Origin of the sequence: Streptomyces sp. NPDC050732, assembly GCF_040654255.1 — a bacterium.
Classification (GTDB): domain Bacteria; phylum Actinomycetota; class Actinomycetes; order Streptomycetales; family Streptomycetaceae; genus Streptomyces.
Window position 1 is genome coordinate 60,845 of sequence record NZ_JBFAHP010000017.1, and the last position, 16,480, is coordinate 77,324.

Sequence of the window (16,480 nt, forward strand, 5' to 3'; positions counted from 1 at the left end):
TCTCCGTACCCGACGGGCCCGGCACTCCTGCGAGTGCCGGGCCCGCGGCGTTCACACACCGTGTGCGCAGGGGGCTCGCATATGCCCGTCGCACACGCTCCCGCCCTGCCCACCGCGCTAGTTCACTTTCTGTGCGGAGGAAGGGGGGACGCGCCATTACAGAGAGGAGTGGTCTCGTGACCACCGACGGCGAGAGTGCCGTGGTCCCGGAAGAACTCGCTGAGTTGCGACGCAGCCTGGACGTGGGTCTTGCCCGCGTCGACGGACGGCTGGCGTTGCTCACTCAGCACGACGAACAGACCGCCAAGAACGTGGAGACCATGGAGGCCCGGGTCGCCGCGCTGGAGCACACACGCTGGCCCCTGCCGACCATCGTCGCCCTCTCGGCGGTCGTGGCGATCGCCGTGGCGATCTGGCAGGCCATGGGCCGCTGACTAGCGAGCGTCCTGACCGAGGCGCAGATGGTGGAGGAGGAGCAGGGCGGCGGCCATGTTCGCGGCCGGCACCTCCCCGCGGGACACCATGTCGGGAACCAGCTTGAGCGGGACCCACTCGCGGCGGTCCGACTCGAAGTCGTCCTCGGGATGACCGATGTACGTCCCTTCGTCGGACCAGTAGATGTGGTGCCGGGCGTCGGTGAGGCCGTTGGACGGCTCCACGCTCATGAGGTGCCGCAGCGGGCCCGGCCGCCACCCGGTCTCCTCCTCCATCTCGCGTGCCGCCGCGTACGCGATGTCCTCACCGTCCTCGACGACGCCTGCCGCGAGCTCCCAGCCCCAGCTGTCGGTGATGAAGCGGTGCCGCCACAGCAGGAGCACTTCGTTGGCGTCGTTGACGACGGTGGCCACGGCGACGGGCCGCAGCCGTATCAGGAAGTGGTCCAGATGCCGGCCGTCGGGCAGTTCGACGTCGGCGAGATTGACCGTGAACCACCTGTTTCCATACACAGTTTGTTCGCTCTGTTTCGTCCACTGCACGGTTCTGCCACCTTCCGACTGGTAGATGGCAATATCGCAGCAGACGAATCTTTGCAGCAGCGTGTGTGCGCCTCGGGACTGTGCGTCACAGCGGTACGCGCAGCGCCCCGGCGATCAGTTCGGCCGCCTCGGCCGTGCCCGCGCAATCGCTGCGGACCAGGTGCTCGCGCACGGCGCGCAGCCGGTCGCGCAGTCTCTGGGACTCCATCCCCCGCGCCTGTTCCGCCATCTCCACCGCCGTGGCCACCGCCTCGTCGGTATTGCCCTGGCGCAGTTCGATCTGGCTCAGCATGGCGAGCCGGTGCACCCGCCCGCGGTCGTGCGCCGGAGTGTCCACGGCCGCCGCGGCATGCTCCCGGGCGCTGGCCAGATCGCCGAGGCTGAGCAGCGCCTCCGCCACTTGCACGTTCACCAGGCCGGGCTGGACATAGCCGGTCTCGTCCGGCTCGCGGCCGCGCAGGATCCGGTCGGCCGCGGCCTCCGCACGCCGGATGCAGGACAGCGCGCTCCTGCCGTCGCCCAGGTGCGCGTACGCCTTGGCCTGCATCGCGTACAGATCGGAGGCGAGCGCCGGGGTGAGGTCGCGGCCCGCCGCCCGCAGCGCCGCCTCGGCGAACGCGACGGCCTGCCGGTACTCGCGCATGAACAGCGACTGGTTGACGAGCAGCGCGATCACATACGCGCCGAGCCCCGTGTCGCCGCTCGCCTTGGCGAGGCGCAGCGCCTGGTGGAAGTAGCGCTGGGCGAGACCGTGCGCGTCCGAGTCATAGGCGCAGATCCCCGCGATGGCCACCAACCCGCCCGTGGAGCGGTGCAGTTGGCGCCCCATCTCGTCGGTGTAGCTGCCGCGCAGTAAGGGCGCGGCCTCGGCGTTGAGGAAGCCGACGATGCGGGTGCGGGTCGCGATGCCCCCGGTCTTGCGGTACATCTGCTCGTAGTGGGCGCGGGCGGCGCGCATCATCTCGATGTCGGCCGTGCTGACGGGGTGCCGTCCGCCGCGGGACACGTCGACGTCGTCGGGCGGGTTCTCCCACTCCCAGACGGGCATCACGGCGGGCGTGCCGGTGACGGCGGGCGCGCCGAGCAGGTGCGGGCGCTGCTGTTCGTCCGAGCGCCACAGGGCGGTGGCGCGTTCCACGAAGCCGGAGAGCGTGGAGGCGGCCGAGCCGACCCGGGTGGCGGGGACACCGGGCAGCCCGAGGCCGATGTCGTCCAGGGTGACGGGCCGCTGCAGCCGGGCGGCGAGCACCTCGCAGATCAGGTCGGGCACCTGGCCGCGCGGGCGCTGGCCCTTCAACCAGCGGGACACGGCGGTGTGTTCGTACCGCAGCGCGAGACCTCTGGATCTGCCGGCCTGGTTCACATGTGCGGCGAGTCCCGCGTGGGAGATGCCGGCTTCGTCGAGGATCGCGTCGAGCAGGGTGTTGGGCTGCATGGATGCCCTCCGGTGGCTCGGTGCTCCTCAGATTAGTGGAGGTGCCTTCACACGGGGTGTGAACTGAGTGCCCGGATCCGGGGGGTGTGCGCTCTGCCGCACGGTGTGTGGGATCGCTTGACTGAGATGCCTCATCAGTTAAGGAGGCCGGCCGGGCCGCCGGCTCCCCCCTCGAACAGCGCGGCGGCCCTCACTCGCGTCGTCCGTCCCGCCGTCTGCCCGACAACTCCATGGCGGGGCGGATGGCGCATGCCGGTGCCCATGGCCCGTGCGGCCGCCGTCACCTGCCGGTCATGGAGCGGACGTGCCGCTCCGACTCGTGTTCCGGCTCCGGCTCCGGCTCCTCCTCGGGCTGCTGCAACGGAACCCTCTTGCGGTCGTTGCGCAGCACGAGCAGTGCTGTGTCGTCGGACGGCAACCCCTCCGAATGGCGCAGGAGTTCGGCGTAGACCGCGCGGATGAGGCCCTGCGGGGAGACCGGCGGGACGCGGGCCGCCTCGGCGAGCACGGCCCGCAGCGGGAAGAACGTCCCGGCCGCGTCGCGCGCGTCCTCCATGCCGTCCGTGTACAGGACGAGCACCTCGCCGGGCAGCAGCCGACCGCAGTCGAGCACCGGCAGGTCGGCGGGGAGAGGAAAGGAGCCGAGCGGCGGCAGCGGCTCACTGTCCGTCAGGTGTCGTGCGGTGCCGCTGAGGAGGTGCGGCCAGGGGTGGCCGCAGTTGAGGGCGGAGATCCCGCCGTCCTTGGCGATCTCCAGAAGCAGTACGGTGACGAACTCCTCGGCGAGCGCGCTGTCCGGCGCCGGAGTGCCGATCGCGGTGTCCCCGGTCCGCGAGCGCTCGTGCAGGTGCCGGGCGAGTGCCCGCTCCAACCGGCGCAGGACCAGGGGCAGTTCGGGCTCGTCGTGCGCGGCCTCCCGGAAGCTGCCGAGGACTGCGGCGACGGTTCCCATGGCGGCGAGGCCGTGGCCCCGCACGTCTCCCATCACGACACGGACGCCGTGGTCGGTGGCGGCCACCTCGTACAGATCGCCGCCGACGGAGGCGCCCCGGGAGGCGGAGAGCCGCCCGGCGGCGAGCGTGAGCCCTTCGACGCGGGGCGGCAGGGGTCTCAGGAGGACGTTCTGCGCGGCGCCGGCGACCTCGCGGACCTGCCGCAACTCCCGCAGCAGCGCCCGCCGGACGTGGAGTATGAGCCCGGTGCCGACGGCGAAGAAGACGGCGCTGCTGACGATCCGCGCCCCCATGCTGTCCTGCGTGGCGAGCGGGCAGGCCAGTTTGTACGTGATGGCGACGGCGCCCCACACCGTGGGCAGGCCCAGCGTGAGCACCCGCCGGGCGCCCTGCCGCTCCGCCCGGCAGGGGGCTCTGGTCTTGATACGGATCATGCCGACGGCCCCCCTTGGCCCTGTCCCGCGCAGACCGGCCCTTACGACCGGATCGATTCTGTCTACCGGGTGAACCGATCGGGCAAAGTGACGCCTTTTGTCACCCAAATGAGTGAGGGGCTTACCCGGTGGTCCGGGTAAGCCCCTCTTTGCGCCTCTTGTACGCCTGTTGGCGGCTACGGGCGGTGACTACGCTCCGCGCAGCACCGCGCCCGTCCGCTCGGCCGCCAGCGCGACGGCGGCGTCGCGGGCCGCGGAGGCCTCGTCGACGGTCAGCGTGCGGTCGGCGGCCCGGAAGCGCAGCGCGTACGCGAGGGACTTCTTGCCCTCGCCGAGCTGCTCGCCCTCGAAGACGTCGAACAGCCGGATGGACTCCAGGAGTTCACCCGCCCCGCCGCGCAGGAAGTACTCGACCACGGCGGCCGGCACCTCCTTGTCGACGACGAGCGCGACGTCCTGCGTGGCCACCGGGAAGGTGGAGATCCGCGGCGCGCGCAGCACGCCCTCACGGGCCTGCTCCAGACGGTCCAGGTCGAGCTCCATCGCGCAGGTGCGCGCGGGCACGCCGAACGCCTTGACGACGCGCGGGTGCAGCTCACCGGCGTGTCCGACGGAGACGATGTCGCCGTCGACGACGACCTTCAGCTCGGCGCAGCGGCCCGGGTGCCACGGTCCGTACTGCCCCTTGTCGACGATCAGCTCGACGCCGGCCTCACGGGCGACGGTCCGCGCCGCCTCGACGGCGTCGGCCCAGTCGGCCGGGCGGCCCTTGCCCCACCAACCGGCCTGCTCGCGGGCGCCCGCGAGGACGACGGCGGCGTGCCGGGGCTGGACGGGCAGCGCGTCCGTGAGGGACGCGATCTCCTCGTCGGTGGGCCGCCGGTCGACGGGCAGCCGCACCGCGACCTTGAGCTCCTGACGCGGGTGGAAGACGAGGCCGGTCTCGAAGAGGGCCAGGTCGTGCGAGCCGCGGCCGTCGTTGCGGCGCAGCGCCGAGAGCAGGCCCGGCAGCAGCGTCGTGCGGAGCGCGGGCTCCTCGTCGGAGAGCGGGTTGACGAGCTTGACCACGCGGCGGTTCGGGTCGTCCGCGTCCAGGCTCAGCTGGTCGAAGACGCCCTCCCCGACGAAGGGGTAGCTGAGCGACTCGACGTAGCCGGCGCCGGCCAGCGCGCGGCCTACGCGGCGGTGCAGCCGCTGCCGCTCGGTCAGGCCGCGGCCCGCGGGGGGCTTCGGCAGGGTCGAGGGCAGGTTCTCGTACCCCTCCAGGCGGATGACCTCTTCGGCGAGGTCGTTCGGCTCGGCGAGGTCGGGGCGCCACGACGGGACGGTGACGGTCAGGTCGTCCTGGCCGTACACGTCGCAGCCGACCTCCTGGAGGCGGCGTACGACGGTCTCGCGGCCGTAGGTGACACCGGCGACCTTGTCGGGGTGGTCGGCGGGCATGGTGATCGTGCGCGGCGCGGTGGGCGCGATGACCTCCGTGACGCCGGCCTCGGCGGTGCCGCCCGCGAGCAGCACCAGCAGGTCGACGGTGCGCTGCGCGGCGGCGGCCGCGGCCTGCGGGTCGACGCCGCGCTCGAAGCGCTTGGAGGCCTCGGACGTCAGCTTGTGGCGGCGCGCGGTGCGGGCGACGGAGATCGCGTCGAAGTGCGCGGCCTCGATGACGACGTCGGTGGTCCCGGCGGCTTCGTCGGAGTCGGCGATCTCGGTGTTGGCGCCGCCCATGACGCCCGCGAGGCCGATGGGGCCGCGGTCGTCGGTGATGACCAGGTCCCCGGCGTCGAGGACGCGCTTGACGCCGTCGAGCGTGGTGATCTTCTCGCCCTGCTCGGCCCGGCGCACGCCGATCGTGCCCTGGATGCGGGAGCGGTCGTACGTGTGCAGGGGCTGGCCGAGCTCCATCATCACGTAGTTGGCGATGTCGACGGCGAGCGAGATCGGGCGCATGCCGACCTTCTGCAGGCGGCGCTGCAGCCAGATCGGGGAGCGGGCCTCGGGCTGCAGGCCCGTGACGGTGCGCGCGGTGAAGCGGTCGCAGCCGAGCGGGTCGCTGATCTTGACGGGGTAGCCGAAGGAGTTCGGCGCGGGCACGTCGAGGAGCGCCGGGTCGCGCAGCGGCAGGCCGTACGCGATGGCGGTCTCGCGGGCGACGCCGCGCATCGAGAGCGCGTACCCGCGGTCGGGCGTGACGGCGATGTCCAGGACCTCGTCGACGAGCTCAAGGAGCTCGATGGCGTCGGTGCCGGCCTCGTGCTCGGGCGGCAGGACGATGATGCCGCCGCTGCCGTCGTCGCCCATGCCGAGCTCGTCGCCGGAGCAGATCATGCCGTGCGACGTCCTGCCGTACGTCTTGCGGGCGGCGATGGCGAAGTCGCCGGGCAGGACGGCGCCGGGCAGGACCACGACGACCTTGTCGCCGACCTGGAAGTTCCGGGCGCCGCAGACGATCTCCTGCGGCTCACCCGTTCCGTTGGCCCGGCCGACGTCGACGGTGCAGAAGCGGATGGGCTTCTTGAAGCCCTCCAGCTCCTCGATGGTGAGGACCTTGCCCACGACGAGCGGGCCCTTCAGGCCTGCACCGAGCTGCTCGACGGTCTCGACCTCAAGGCCGACCTCGATCAGCTTGGCCTGCACGTCACGGCCGGTCTCGGTGGCGGGGAGGTCGACGTACTCCCGCAGCCAGGAAAGCGGGACCCGCATCAGATCTCCATCCCGAACGGCCGGGTGAACCGGATGTCACCCTCGACCATGTCTCGCATGTCTTCGACGTTGTGGCGGAACATCAGCATCCGTTCGATGCCGAACCCGAAGGCGAATCCGCTGTACTTCTTGGGGTCGACGCCGCAGGCCGTGAGGACCTTCGGGTTGACCATGCCGCAGCCGCCGAGCTCGATCCAGCCCTCGCTGCCGCAGGTGCGGCAGGGGCGGTCGGGGTTGCCGACGGACTCGCCGCGGCAGACGTAGCAGACCATGTCCATCTCGGCGGACGGCTCGGTGAACGGGAAGTAGTTCGGCCGCAGGCGGGTCTTCATGTCCGGGCCGAAGAGCGCCTGGACCATGTGGTCCAGGGTGCCCTTGAGGTCGGCCATGGTGAGGCCCTCGTCGACGGCGAGCAGCTCGATCTGGTGGAAGACCGGGGTGTGCGTCGCGTCGAGCTCGTCCGTGCGGTACACGCGGCCGGGGCAGACGATGTAGACCGGGGGCTCGCGGCGTTCGAGGAGCGCGCGGGCCTGCACGGGCGAGGTGTGCGTCCGCAGCACGACACCGGACTCATCGCCCTGGGCGCCCTCGGGGCCCTGGACGAAGAACGTGTCCTGCATCTGCCGGGCCGGGTGGTCGGGCGTGAAGTTGAGCGCGTCGAAGTTGAACCACTCCGCCTCGACCTCGGGGCCCTCGGCGACCTCGTAGCCCATCGAGACGAAGACGTCGGCGACGCGCTCCATCATCGTGGTCAGCGGGTGCCGGGCGCCGGCGGGCGTGCGGTCGTACGGCAGCGTGACGTCCACCGCCTCCTCGACCAGGACGCGGGCGTCGCGCTCGGCCTCCAGCTCGGCCTGGCGGGCGGCCAGCGCCTTGCTGACGGCGCCGCGCGCCATGCCGACGCGCTTGCCCGCCTCGGCCTTGGCCTGCGGGGGCAGCGCGCCGATCTCGCGGTTGGCGAGCGCCAGCGGCGAGGTGCTGCCGGTGTGCGCGACCTTGGCCTCCTGGAGCGCGTCGAGGGAGTCTGCGGCCGCGAAGGCGGCGAGCGCCTCGTCCCGCATGCGCTCGATCTCTTCAGGTTTCAGTGCCTCGACCTCAACAGGGTCGTACGACTTGTTCGGTGCCGACATCTCTTCCCGTGCTTCCGGTTGGCTGGCGGATGGGTCCCCGTCAACGACTCGGAGACAAGCTGTCCCAGGTGTGGGGACACAAAGTGCCAACGACCGAGTCTAACGGGGGTGCGGTGAACGAATGCGCCCGCGGGCTGCTCAGGGCGTCCTCACTGATTCCTGTGCATCACTGGAGATACGCCGGGGCCCCCACGGGCAACGTAAATCGGAACTGGGCGCCGCCGCCGGTCGCGCGGCCGACGGTGATCGTCCCGCCGTGCGCCTCCACGATGCCCTTCACGATGTACAACCCCAGTCCCGTCCCGCCGCGCTTGCTGCCCCGCCAGAAGCGGGTGAAGACGCGGCCCATCGACTCCTCCGGAATGCCGGGACCTTCGTCGCTCACGGTCACGGCCGTCTCGGCGCCGCCCCGCTCGCGCGGCGATGCGGAGGGCGCCACCTCGATGGTGACGGTTCCCTCGCCGTGCCGCACCGCATTTTCCAGCAGGTTGCTGAGCACCTGGTCGACCTTGTCGGGGTCCGCCCAGCAGTCGGGCAGCGGCTGCTGGACCCGGACGAGGAAGCGGTCCGCGTCCTGGCCCGCGGCGACGTGCGCCTGGATGTGCCGGCCGACGGCCACTCCGATGTCGACGGGCTGCCGGCGCAGCTCAAGGCGTCCCGAGTCGATGCGGGAGATGTCGAGGAGCTCGGCGATGAGCCGGGTGACGCGGTTGGCGTCGGCGTCGACGGTCTCCAGCATCAGTTTCTTCTGGTCGTCCGTGAACCGCTCCCACTTGGCGAGCAGCGTGGCCGTGAAGCCCTTGACGGAGGTGAGCGGGGAGCGGAGCTCGTGGGCGACCGTGGCGATCAGCTCGGCGTGGCTGCGCTCGGTGCGGCGGCGGGCCTCGGTGTCGCGGAGGGAGACGACGACACGGCGCACGGGCCCGGTGCGGGTGGTGCGGACGTAACGGGCGGAGACGAGGACCTCGCGGCCGCCGGGCAGGAGCAGGTTGCGCTCGGGCTGGCCGACGCGGATGGCGAGGCCGCCGTAGGGATCGGTCAGCTGCCACCAGCGGCGGCCTTCGAGGTCTTCTAAGGGGAGCGCGTGGTCCAGGGGCGTGCCGAGGGCGTCGGCCGCGGGGACCGCGGTGATCCGCACCGCCGCCGCGTTGAAGCAGATGACGTGGCCCGTCTCGTCCGCGACGACGAGCCCGTCGGGCAGCTCGTCCGGGTCGAGTCCGAGGCCGCCGAGGTCACCGGGACCTCCGTGGTCCGCGCGAGCACGGACGAGGTCCTGTACCCCCGGTGCTCTGCTCGTGCCCACACTCATTCCCCGTACCCCACCTCTCGGACCTGTCGGGGCCCCCGAGCCCGTCACACTACTAGCTCGATGTGACGGAGCGGCACCCTCCAGCGGCGCGCTGTGCACGGGCTGAGGCATAGAGGCACACGGCCGCGGCCGTCGCGAGGTTGAGGCTCTCGGCTCTGCCGTGGATCGGAACACGCACCACCGCGTCGGCGAGTGCGCGGGTCTCCTCCGGCAGCCCCCACGCCTCGTTGCCGAAGATCCAGGCGGTGGGGGTGCCCATGGTGCCCTTGTCGAGCTCCGTGTCGAGGTCGTCCTCGCCGGCCCCGTCGGCGGCGAGGATGCGCACGCCCGCTTCCTTGAGCCCTCGTACGGCCTGTTCGACGGGTACGCCGACGGCGACGGGCAGGTGGAAGTGCGAGCCGACCGACGCGCGCACCGACTTGGGGTTGTAGAGGTCCACGGAGCCGTCCGTGAGGATCACGGCGTCGGCGCCCGCGGCGTCCGCGCAGCGCAGCACGGTCCCGGCGTTCCCGGGGTCCCGGACGTGCGCGAGGACGGCGACGAGCCGGGGGCGGGCGGCGAGGATCTCCTCGAAGGGCACGTCCATGAACCGGCAGACCCCGACGAGGCCCTGCGGGGTGACGGTCGTCGAGATGTCGGCGATGACGTCCTCGTCGGCCAGGTGCACCCGGGCCCCTGCGGTGCGCGCCTCCCCCACGATGTCGGCGTACCGCTCGGCGGCCTCGACGGTGGCGAACAGTTCGACGAGCGTCCGCCCGTGCCCGGCGGCCTCCCGCACGGCCTGCGGCCCCTCGGCGAGGAACAGCCGCTCCTTCCCCCGGAAGTTCCGCTTGGCCAGCCGCCGCGCGGCACTGACGCGGGGCGACTTGGGGGAAATCAATTCGGGGGCGGCGGTCATGAACTCACCTTCGTGGATATGTGTGGGCGCCCCGCAGGGGCGAGCCCACCAGGGGCGCGGGGAACTGCGCGACCAGCCACAAGCGGCCCGCGGACGGCAGAGAACAGAGAGGGGGCAGACGAGACGCCGAACGACAGCGGACCCGCAAGCCAACCGGCTCACGGGTCCGAAATCACGCCAGGGCGAGACGCAGGCGTCAGGCTGCCTTGGGCGCGTTGACGTCCGACGGCAGCGCCTTCTGCGCGACCTCGACGAGCGCGGCGAACGCGTTCTCGTCGTTGACGGCCAGCTCCGCGAGGATCTTGCGGTCCACCTCGATGTTGGCGGCGTTCAGACCCTGGATGAAGCGGTTGTAGGTGATGCCGTTGGCGCGGGCAGCGGCGTTGATGCGCTGGATCCACAGCCGACGGAAGTCGCCCTTGCGCTTCTTGCGGTCGTTGTAGTTGTAGACCAGGGAGTGGGTGACCTGCTCCTTGGCCTTGCGGTACAGGCGCGACCGCTGGCCGCGGTAACCGCTGGCCTGCTCGAGGATCGCCCGACGCTTCTTGTGGGCGTTGACTGCCCGCTTGACGCGTGCCACTTGTTAACTCCTTGTAGCTGGGTCACGTGCGTGACCCGAGAACGGCTTGGTCCCGATGGTCGGTCGGCTGCGCCCCGTGTGTGCGGGGCGCGCCGTCACATACCGAGGAGCTTCTTGACCTTGGCGGAGTCCGCCGACGACAGCTCGACGGTGCCGGCGAGGCGGCGGGTCAGGGTCGAGGACTTGTGCTCGAGGTAGTGGCGGCGGTTGGCACGCTGCCGGAGCACCTTGCCCGAGCCGGTGACCCGGAAACGCTTCTTGGCACCGCTGTGAGTCTTGTTCTTCGGCATAGCGCCGTTCTCTCCTCGTCAGTGGCAATCCGATGCCCGGTCGCGAAACCGGGCATCCGGGAGCCATATGTATCGGTTGGCATCCCCTGGACTCGCGTCCGGGGATCAGGCCTCGGCGTTGGCCTCGGCAGGGGCCTCGGCGGGAGCCTCGTCGAGCTCCTCCCCCTCGGCGGAGTTCTGCGAGCGGCCCGGATTGGCCTTCGCGTCCGCCTTGCGGGCCGCCTGGGCCTCACGGGCCTCGGCCATCGCCTCGGTCTTCTTCTTGTGCGGACCGAGAACCATGATCATGTTTCGGCCGTCCTGCTTCGGGTTCGACTCGATGAACCCAAGGTCCTCGACGTCCGAAGCGAGGCGCTGCAGCAGTCGGAAACCCAGCTCGGGGCGGGACTGCTCGCGACCACGGAACATGATCGTGATCTTGACCTTGTCGCCCTGCTTGAGGAACCGGACGACATGACCCTTCTTGGTGTCATAGTCGTGCGGGTCGATCTTCGGCCGGAGCTTCATCTCCTTGATGACCGTGTGCGCCTGGTTCTTGCGCGCCTCACGGGCCTTCATGGCCGACTCGTACTTGAACTTCCCGTAGTCCATGAGCTTGCACACGGGCGGACGGGCGGTCGCCGCGACCTCGACCAGGTCAAGGTCGTACTCCTGCGCAAGCTCCAGGGCCTTGGCAAGCGGAACAATCCCGACCTGCTCGCCGCTGGGGCCGACAAGTCGCACCTCGGGAACGCGAATCCGGTCGTTGATGCGGGGCTCGGCGCTGATGGATCCTCCTCGGTAGCACCACGTGACCGTCTGGCGGACTGCCACGTAACGTCTGTTTTCGTTGGACCTAACCGATTCGGCGCACAAAAAATGCCCCGGCCGGAACACAGGCGGGGCTCCTCACAAACCGGAGCACCACCACGGTGTACCGCGGGGCGCATCTGACAATTCCATCGTCCGTACGGAACGATGGAAACCGTCTGACCGGTGACCCGCCGCCCTGAGGGCGGCCAGGTGGGAGATTCGGAGCCTCCACTTGCGGGTTGACTCACTGCGGAGCCAACCGGTCGCTGTCCAGAATACCAGCACTTCGGGGAGTACACGCCCCAGCGGGTAGGGTCCCCGCCATGCCGCCTCCGATCGCCACGACACAGGTGTGGTCCTGGGCCGCCGGTGGGGCGGACATCGACCTGTCGGGCTCGGCCCCGCGCCTGCTGGGCGAGGACGAGCTGCGCAGGGCCGCGGGGATGCGGCCGGGCCCCGCGGCCGTCTTCGTCGCCGGGCGGGTGGCGGTGCGCTCGATCCTCGCCGGCCTGCTGGACACGCCGGGGCACGAGATAGAGCTGGCCAGGCACCCCTGTCCCGGCTGCGGCTCCGCCGATCACGGGCCGCCCCGCATCGCGCGGCCGGACGTGCCCCTGTGGATCAGTCTGAGCCATACGGGCACCGGGGGCGTGCTCGCGGTGAGCCCGGCGCCGGTGGGCGTCGACGTGGAGTCCCACCGGGAGGTGGACGTGGCCGGTCTCACGCGGACGGCCCTGGGCCCGGCGGAGACGGCGTGGCTGGACGGCCTCGCGGGACACGAGGACCGGATCCGCGGGTTCTACCGGTGCTGGACCCGCAAGGAGGCGGTGCTGAAGGCCATCGGCATCGGGCTGGTCGGCGATCTGCGCCGCTGGAACACCCGGCCCTGGCTCGACCGGGCGCCGGTTCGTGACGACACGGTGTCCCCGTCCCGGCGGTGGCTCGTGGAGAACCCGCCGTCGGCCCCCGGGACGACGGTGGCGGTCGCCCGGCCCGCCGAGGCCGTCGCCGAGGACGTCACCGCCGACGGGCTGACGCTGCTCGCGTGGCCGCCCCGGCGGCCTCGGCGGCCTCGGGAGGCGGGCTCCCCTCAGAAAGCGGGCCAGTCCGCCGGGTCCACTCCGTGCCGGCAGAGGAACGCGTAGGCGAGGCGCTCCAGGCCGAAGGCCACGCACCCCGAGTACGCGGGGCCGCCGCCGGGCAGCCGCACGTCGAATCCCTCGCCGAACTTCTCGCCGTGGATGTTGAAGGAGCCCGCCGCGATGGTGCGGCCCTCCACCACCGGGAGCTGGAGCTCGTACTTCATCTCCAGCACGCGCTGGACCATGACCTGCTCGGCGGTCGTGTCATTGCTGAAGAAGGGGTCGTTCGCGACCTCCGCGTGGCCGGCCAGGCCGAGCTCGCCCACCAGCTCGAACGCCGCCTCCATCAGCTCCTTGCGGCGGTCGGCCACCGTCTCGCGGTCACCGAGGAAGATGATCTCCCGCAGGGTGAAGTCCCAGAGCCGCTCCAGGGAGTGGTGGTAGCGCGACTCGAAGCGGAACGCCTTGCCGCGTGCCGTGACGACGACTCCGCCCTCGGGCAGCGTCTGCCCGGAGAGCTGCTGGTAGGCGTGGTAGCAGACCGCGGGCTGGAGGCAGTAGCCGGAGTGTTCGCTGCACGCGTCGATGAACTCCGCCTTGTCCTCCGCGGCACCGAAGCCCGCCGCGAACGTCTGGTAGGCGTCGACGTCGGAGTGGAAGCGGCTGGCGGTCATCAGGAACTGCGGGAACGCGTCCAGGTACCCCGCCTTCCGCAGCACGTCGGTGGAGACCAGCGTCGGGTACCGGTAGCTCTCGGCGCCGAAGCGGTCCACGGCGATCTTCTTGACGCGGGCGTCGAGCCGCTCCAGGAGGTCGGCGAGGAGCTCCGAGACGGCGAAGGAGCCGGCCCCCATGCGCGTCACCACGCCGAGCTTCTCCAGCTCGGCGAATTCCACCCGCGATTCCCGCGGGCTCTCGGTGGAGCGCCATATGACGGTCGCCTCCGGTATCTCCTCCTGCGGCAGCACGTCGCGCCCGACCATGATGCCGAGCTTGCGGCCGAACTCGGCCGGGTCGATGTCCCGTCCGGTCACGACGTCGACCGCGGAGACGGCACCGCCTTCGGCATGGACGAGTTTGAATTCCTGAATGTCGGACGATGTGTAGTAAATACGCTTCGCCAGTTCGTCTGCCAGAGATGCGGGGACTTCCGGAGAAAGGGGTATGGAATATCGCGGCATCTCTTCTCCTCAGCACGTTCGATTCAGCTGACCGAGCGCGACACTACCCGACGGACACAAGGCTGACCAGGGACGCCTTTCGCCCCTTTTGCGCAAGCGTTCCGGACGGGAGTGCGCACAACCGGAATAGCGAATTCCCGATAGTGATGTACGCCACACATGGACTCTCTCGGACCCTTGGCCTACTCTGACGGCGGCTGATAGCTTCCTTGCGGGGCGGGCCATTGGGTCGGCGGTGAGACTTTTACAGCGGGGGATCCGTTCGGCTCACCCCGAATACGGGGTGGGGGACGGTCATGAAATCGACATCCGAGCCGACGTCTGCGCAGGAGACCCTCGGCCGCTTCTGGAGCGAGCTGCTCGGCGTCGAGAACGTACAGCCGGACGACGATTTCTTCACCCTCGGCGGCAAGTCCCTCCAAGCGGTCAAGTTCTTGCTGCGCGTCCGCCGTGAGCTCGGGGTCGACCTGCCCGCTCCGCTCTTCTTCAAGAACTCGACCCTGCGCCAGTGCGCCGAAGCCGTCGAGGCCGCGCGTTAACGGTCCGATTCTCCGAAGTCCGGGGAATTGATCGACGATTGCACGACGTCCGTCATGGAAAGGGCCGAGCATTGCGGGCAGTATCCGAGCCTTCGCTCATCGTTCCGCTGTCCTCGAACGCGGTGGGGAACCGGGCGGCAATGGGGAATACGACGGCGAATGCGGCGGCGGGCGAATCACCCCCGCCCCTTTTCTGCCCCCACGCGGTCAGCGGCAGCGCCTCCGTCTACGGTCTGCTCGCGGCCAAGCTCAAAGACGATTTCGCGCTGTCCGGGATCCAGTCGGCGGGCCTGCACCCCGATGTCGCACCCCACACATCCATCGCACAGATGGCCGACTCCTATCTCGACGCGCTGACACGGAACGGACCGCTGCCGCCGGTCGTCCATATCTCCGGCTGGTCCATGGGCGGCACCATCGGCTGGGAGATGGGGCGGAAACTCGTCGCGCGCGGACACCGCGTCCGGCTCGTGATGGTCGACACGCAGTACCCCCGGCCGTTCGAGAGGACTCCGGCCGACACGGAATTCCTGCAGTGGTTCGCCGAGGACATCCTGGGCTCCGTCGGCGCCGACACCGGTCCCTGGGAACCCGTCGAGAACCAGGACGAGGGGCTCGCCCGCGTCGTGGAGCTCCTCGGCCTGCCGCCGAGCGCCGCGCTCGTCGAGGACTTCCGGCGGCGCCTCGCCGTGTTCCGCAGCAACATGCGCGCCGCCTTCTCCTACCGGCCGGGCCCCCTCGACGCCGACGTCCTGATCGTCCGCGCCGCCTCGTCCGACCTGCGGCCGGAGCGGTGGCGGCCCCTGCTCAGCGGCGACCTCACCGTCCGTACCGTCGCCGGCACGCACTACGACGTCCTCGGCCCGGGCGCGGTCGACGAGGTCGCCACCCTGATCCGCGAGCACCTGACCGCCGACGCGCCTCCCCCGCCCGCGCCCCGCCCCCGCTCGGGGCCCTCCCCCGCCGACATCGCCTTCCTCGAACTGCGGACCCGCGCGGGCATCGACGACCCCTACCCCAGCTACGACGTGCTGCGCCGCACCGCACCCGTGCACCCCACTTCGTACGGCCCCGTCCTCGTCACCGGATACGCGGCCGCCGCACAGGCGCTGCGCTCCGCCGATCTCGGAGTCGACGACGCCGCCTGGATGGACGTCCACGAACCGGGCTGGCGCGCCAGCCCGACCGAGCTGGTCATGGGGCAGTCCCTGCTGAACCGCAACCCGCCGGAGCACACCCGCCTCAGGCGCCTGGTCAACGGCGCCTTCGTGCAGCGGCACATCCACGCGCTGAGCGGCCGGGTCGAGCGGATGGTCGCGGAGCGGCTCGACGCCGTGGCCGAGCAGGGGGCCGGGGGCGGGACGGTGGATCTGCACGAGCTGCTCGCCCACCCCCTGCCCGTCTCCGTCATCGCGGACATGCTGGGGATCCCCGCGTCCGACCGGGAGTGGCTGCGCGGGCCGACGTCGGCGATCTCGGTGGTCTTCGACATCTTCACCTCGGAGAGCGACCGGTCGCTCTCCGACGAGGCGCTGCGCACGCTCGGCCCCTACCTGGAAGAGCTGATCGAGCAGCGCCGCAGGTCCCCGCGGGACGACATGATCTCCGCGCTCCTCGCCTCGCACGACGGAACGGACGCCTTCACCCGGGAGGAACTGCTCCAGCTCGTGCTGCTGCTGTTCATCGCGGGCTTCGAGACGACCGTCAACCTCCTCACCAACGGCGTGCACGCCCTGCTGCGCCACCCCGCCGAACTGGCCCTGCTGCGGGCCGACCCCGGCCTCGCGGCCGCCGCGGTCGAGGAGACCGTGCGGTACGAGTCCCCGATCCAGGCCACCGTGCGGCGCGCGCTGCGCCGCACCACGCTGGCCGGCGTGGACGTCCCGTCCGGTACGCCCGTCGTCGTCTTCATCGGTGCCGCCCACCGCGACCCCGAGCAGTTCGACGAGCCGAACCGGTTCAGGCTCGGGCGCACCGGGGCGAAGAACATGGGCTTCGGCGGCGGCATCCACTACTGCGTGGGCTCCGCACTCGCCCGGCTGGAGGGCGAGATCGTCTTCCGAGAGCTCTTCCGCCGCTTCCCGCGCCTGGCCCTGGCCGGGGAGCCCGTGCGGCGGCCCGTCCTCAATCCGCGCGGCTACTCAAGCCTGCCCGTGACCATCGGCTGAACAGGCCAGAAG

Annotated in this window: 15 protein-coding genes; 4 read left to right on the forward strand and 11 right to left on the reverse strand. The window is 70.9% G+C overall.

Annotation, left to right across the window (positions count from 1 at the left end):
- The first annotated feature begins 176 nt into the window (after positions 1 to 176).
- Positions 177 to 434: a hypothetical protein gene (locus tag AB0H82_RS17490; RefSeq protein ID WP_362993553.1), complete on the forward strand. Its 258-nt coding sequence runs from the start codon at positions 177 to 179 to the stop codon at positions 432 to 434.
- Here the strand turns inward: AB0H82_RS17490 and AB0H82_RS17495 are convergent, their stop codons facing one another.
- The 10 genes from AB0H82_RS17495 to infC all read right to left on the reverse strand — a co-directional run bounded on the left by AB0H82_RS17495 (position 435) and on the right by infC (position 11,519).
- Positions 435 to 977, reverse strand: coding sequence for an NUDIX hydrolase (locus tag AB0H82_RS17495; RefSeq protein WP_362993555.1), 543 nt, complete (start codon positions 975 to 977; stop codon positions 435 to 437). It abuts the gene before it with no gap.
- An 85-nt stretch (positions 978 to 1,062) separates the two neighbouring features.
- Positions 1,063 to 2,412, reverse strand: a complete 1,350-nt coding sequence (locus AB0H82_RS17500; RefSeq protein WP_362993557.1) for a transcriptional regulator — start codon at positions 2,410 to 2,412, stop codon at positions 1,063 to 1,065.
- A 280-nt stretch (positions 2,413 to 2,692) separates the two neighbouring features.
- Complete coding sequence (locus AB0H82_RS17505) at positions 2,693 to 3,799, reverse strand: PP2C family protein-serine/threonine phosphatase (protein ID WP_362993559.1); 1,107 nt, start codon at positions 3,797 to 3,799, stop codon at positions 2,693 to 2,695.
- 189 nt (positions 3,800 to 3,988) lie between these two features.
- Positions 3,989 to 6,499, reverse strand: a complete 2,511-nt coding sequence (gene pheT / locus AB0H82_RS17510; protein WP_362993561.1) for a phenylalanine--tRNA ligase subunit beta — start codon at positions 6,497 to 6,499, stop codon at positions 3,989 to 3,991.
- On the reverse strand, positions 6,499 to 7,629 hold the full coding sequence (pheS, locus tag AB0H82_RS17515) for a phenylalanine--tRNA ligase subunit alpha (protein WP_362993563.1): 1,131 nt from the start codon (positions 7,627 to 7,629) through the stop codon (positions 6,499 to 6,501). Before pheS ends, pheT begins: the two co-directional genes overlap by 1 nt.
- A gap of 166 nt (positions 7,630 to 7,795) precedes the next feature.
- Complete coding sequence (locus tag AB0H82_RS17520) at positions 7,796 to 8,938, reverse strand: ATP-binding protein (RefSeq protein ID WP_362993565.1); 1,143 nt, start codon at positions 8,936 to 8,938, stop codon at positions 7,796 to 7,798.
- Positions 8,939 to 8,990: 52 nt separating this feature from the next.
- Positions 8,991 to 9,836 (reverse strand): RNA methyltransferase, encoded by an 846-nt coding sequence (locus tag AB0H82_RS17525; protein WP_362993567.1) that lies wholly within the window; start codon positions 9,834 to 9,836, stop codon positions 8,991 to 8,993.
- Between the two features lie 196 nt (positions 9,837 to 10,032).
- Entirely contained in the window at positions 10,033 to 10,416 is a 384-nt protein-coding gene (rplT, locus tag AB0H82_RS17530; protein ID WP_362993569.1) for a 50S ribosomal protein L20, read from the reverse strand.
- A gap of 95 nt (positions 10,417 to 10,511) precedes the next feature.
- A complete protein-coding gene (rpmI, locus tag AB0H82_RS17535; RefSeq protein ID WP_362993571.1) occupies positions 10,512 to 10,706 on the reverse strand; it encodes a 50S ribosomal protein L35 in 195 nt (64 codons plus the stop codon).
- 105 nt (positions 10,707 to 10,811) lie between these two features.
- Positions 10,812 to 11,519, reverse strand: coding sequence for a translation initiation factor IF-3 (gene infC / locus AB0H82_RS17540; RefSeq protein WP_362993573.1), 708 nt, complete (start codon positions 11,517 to 11,519; stop codon positions 10,812 to 10,814).
- Between the two features lie 302 nt (positions 11,520 to 11,821).
- Between infC and AB0H82_RS17545 the strand changes: the two genes are divergently transcribed.
- Positions 11,822 to 12,643 (forward strand): 4'-phosphopantetheinyl transferase superfamily protein, encoded by an 822-nt coding sequence (locus tag AB0H82_RS17545; protein WP_362993575.1) that lies wholly within the window; start codon positions 11,822 to 11,824, stop codon positions 12,641 to 12,643.
- On the opposite strand, the gene AB0H82_RS17550 is transcribed toward AB0H82_RS17545, so the two are convergent.
- A complete protein-coding gene (locus AB0H82_RS17550; RefSeq protein ID WP_362993577.1) occupies positions 12,589 to 13,614 on the reverse strand; it encodes a hypothetical protein in 1,026 nt (341 codons plus the stop codon). The genes AB0H82_RS17545 and AB0H82_RS17550 overlap by 55 nt on opposite strands.
- 443 nt (positions 13,615 to 14,057) lie before the next feature.
- Between AB0H82_RS17550 and AB0H82_RS17555 the strand changes: the two genes are divergently transcribed.
- On the forward strand, positions 14,058 to 14,300 hold the full coding sequence (locus AB0H82_RS17555) for a phosphopantetheine-binding protein (protein ID WP_362993579.1): 243 nt from the start codon (positions 14,058 to 14,060) through the stop codon (positions 14,298 to 14,300).
- Positions 14,301 to 14,440: 140 nt separating this feature from the next.
- Positions 14,441 to 16,468: a cytochrome P450 gene (locus AB0H82_RS17560; RefSeq protein ID WP_362993581.1), complete on the forward strand. Its 2,028-nt coding sequence runs from the start codon at positions 14,441 to 14,443 to the stop codon at positions 16,466 to 16,468.
- The last annotated feature ends 12 nt before the right edge of the window (positions 16,469 to 16,480 follow it).

Bases quoted from the DNA above. Each gene is read 5' to 3' on its own strand.
- AB0H82_RS17500 (WP_362993557.1), bottom strand. From the start codon at position 2,412: ATGCAGCCCAACACCCTGCTCGACGCGATCCTCGACGAAGCCGGCATC.
- AB0H82_RS17505 (WP_362993559.1), bottom strand. From the start codon at position 3,799: ATGATCCGTATCAAGACCAGAGCCCCCTGCCGGGCGGAGCGGCAGGGC.
- pheT (WP_362993561.1), bottom strand. From the start codon at position 6,499: ATGCGGGTCCCGCTTTCCTGGCTGCGGGAGTACGTCGACCTCCCCGCC.
- pheS (WP_362993563.1), bottom strand. From the start codon at position 7,629: ATGTCGGCACCGAACAAGTCGTACGACCCTGTTGAGGTCGAGGCACTG.
- AB0H82_RS17520 (WP_362993565.1), bottom strand. From the start codon at position 8,938: ATGAGTGTGGGCACGAGCAGAGCACCGGGGGTACAGGACCTCGTCCGT.
- AB0H82_RS17525 (WP_362993567.1), bottom strand. From the start codon at position 9,836: ATGACCGCCGCCCCCGAATTGATTTCCCCCAAGTCGCCCCGCGTCAGT.
- rpmI (WP_362993571.1), bottom strand. From the start codon at position 10,706: ATGCCGAAGAACAAGACTCACAGCGGTGCCAAGAAGCGTTTCCGGGTC.
- AB0H82_RS17545 (WP_362993575.1), top strand. From the start codon at position 11,822: ATGCCGCCTCCGATCGCCACGACACAGGTGTGGTCCTGGGCCGCCGGT.
- AB0H82_RS17555 (WP_362993579.1), top strand. From the start codon at position 14,058: ATGAAATCGACATCCGAGCCGACGTCTGCGCAGGAGACCCTCGGCCGC.
- AB0H82_RS17560 (WP_362993581.1), top strand. From the start codon at position 14,441: ATGGGGAATACGACGGCGAATGCGGCGGCGGGCGAATCACCCCCGCCC.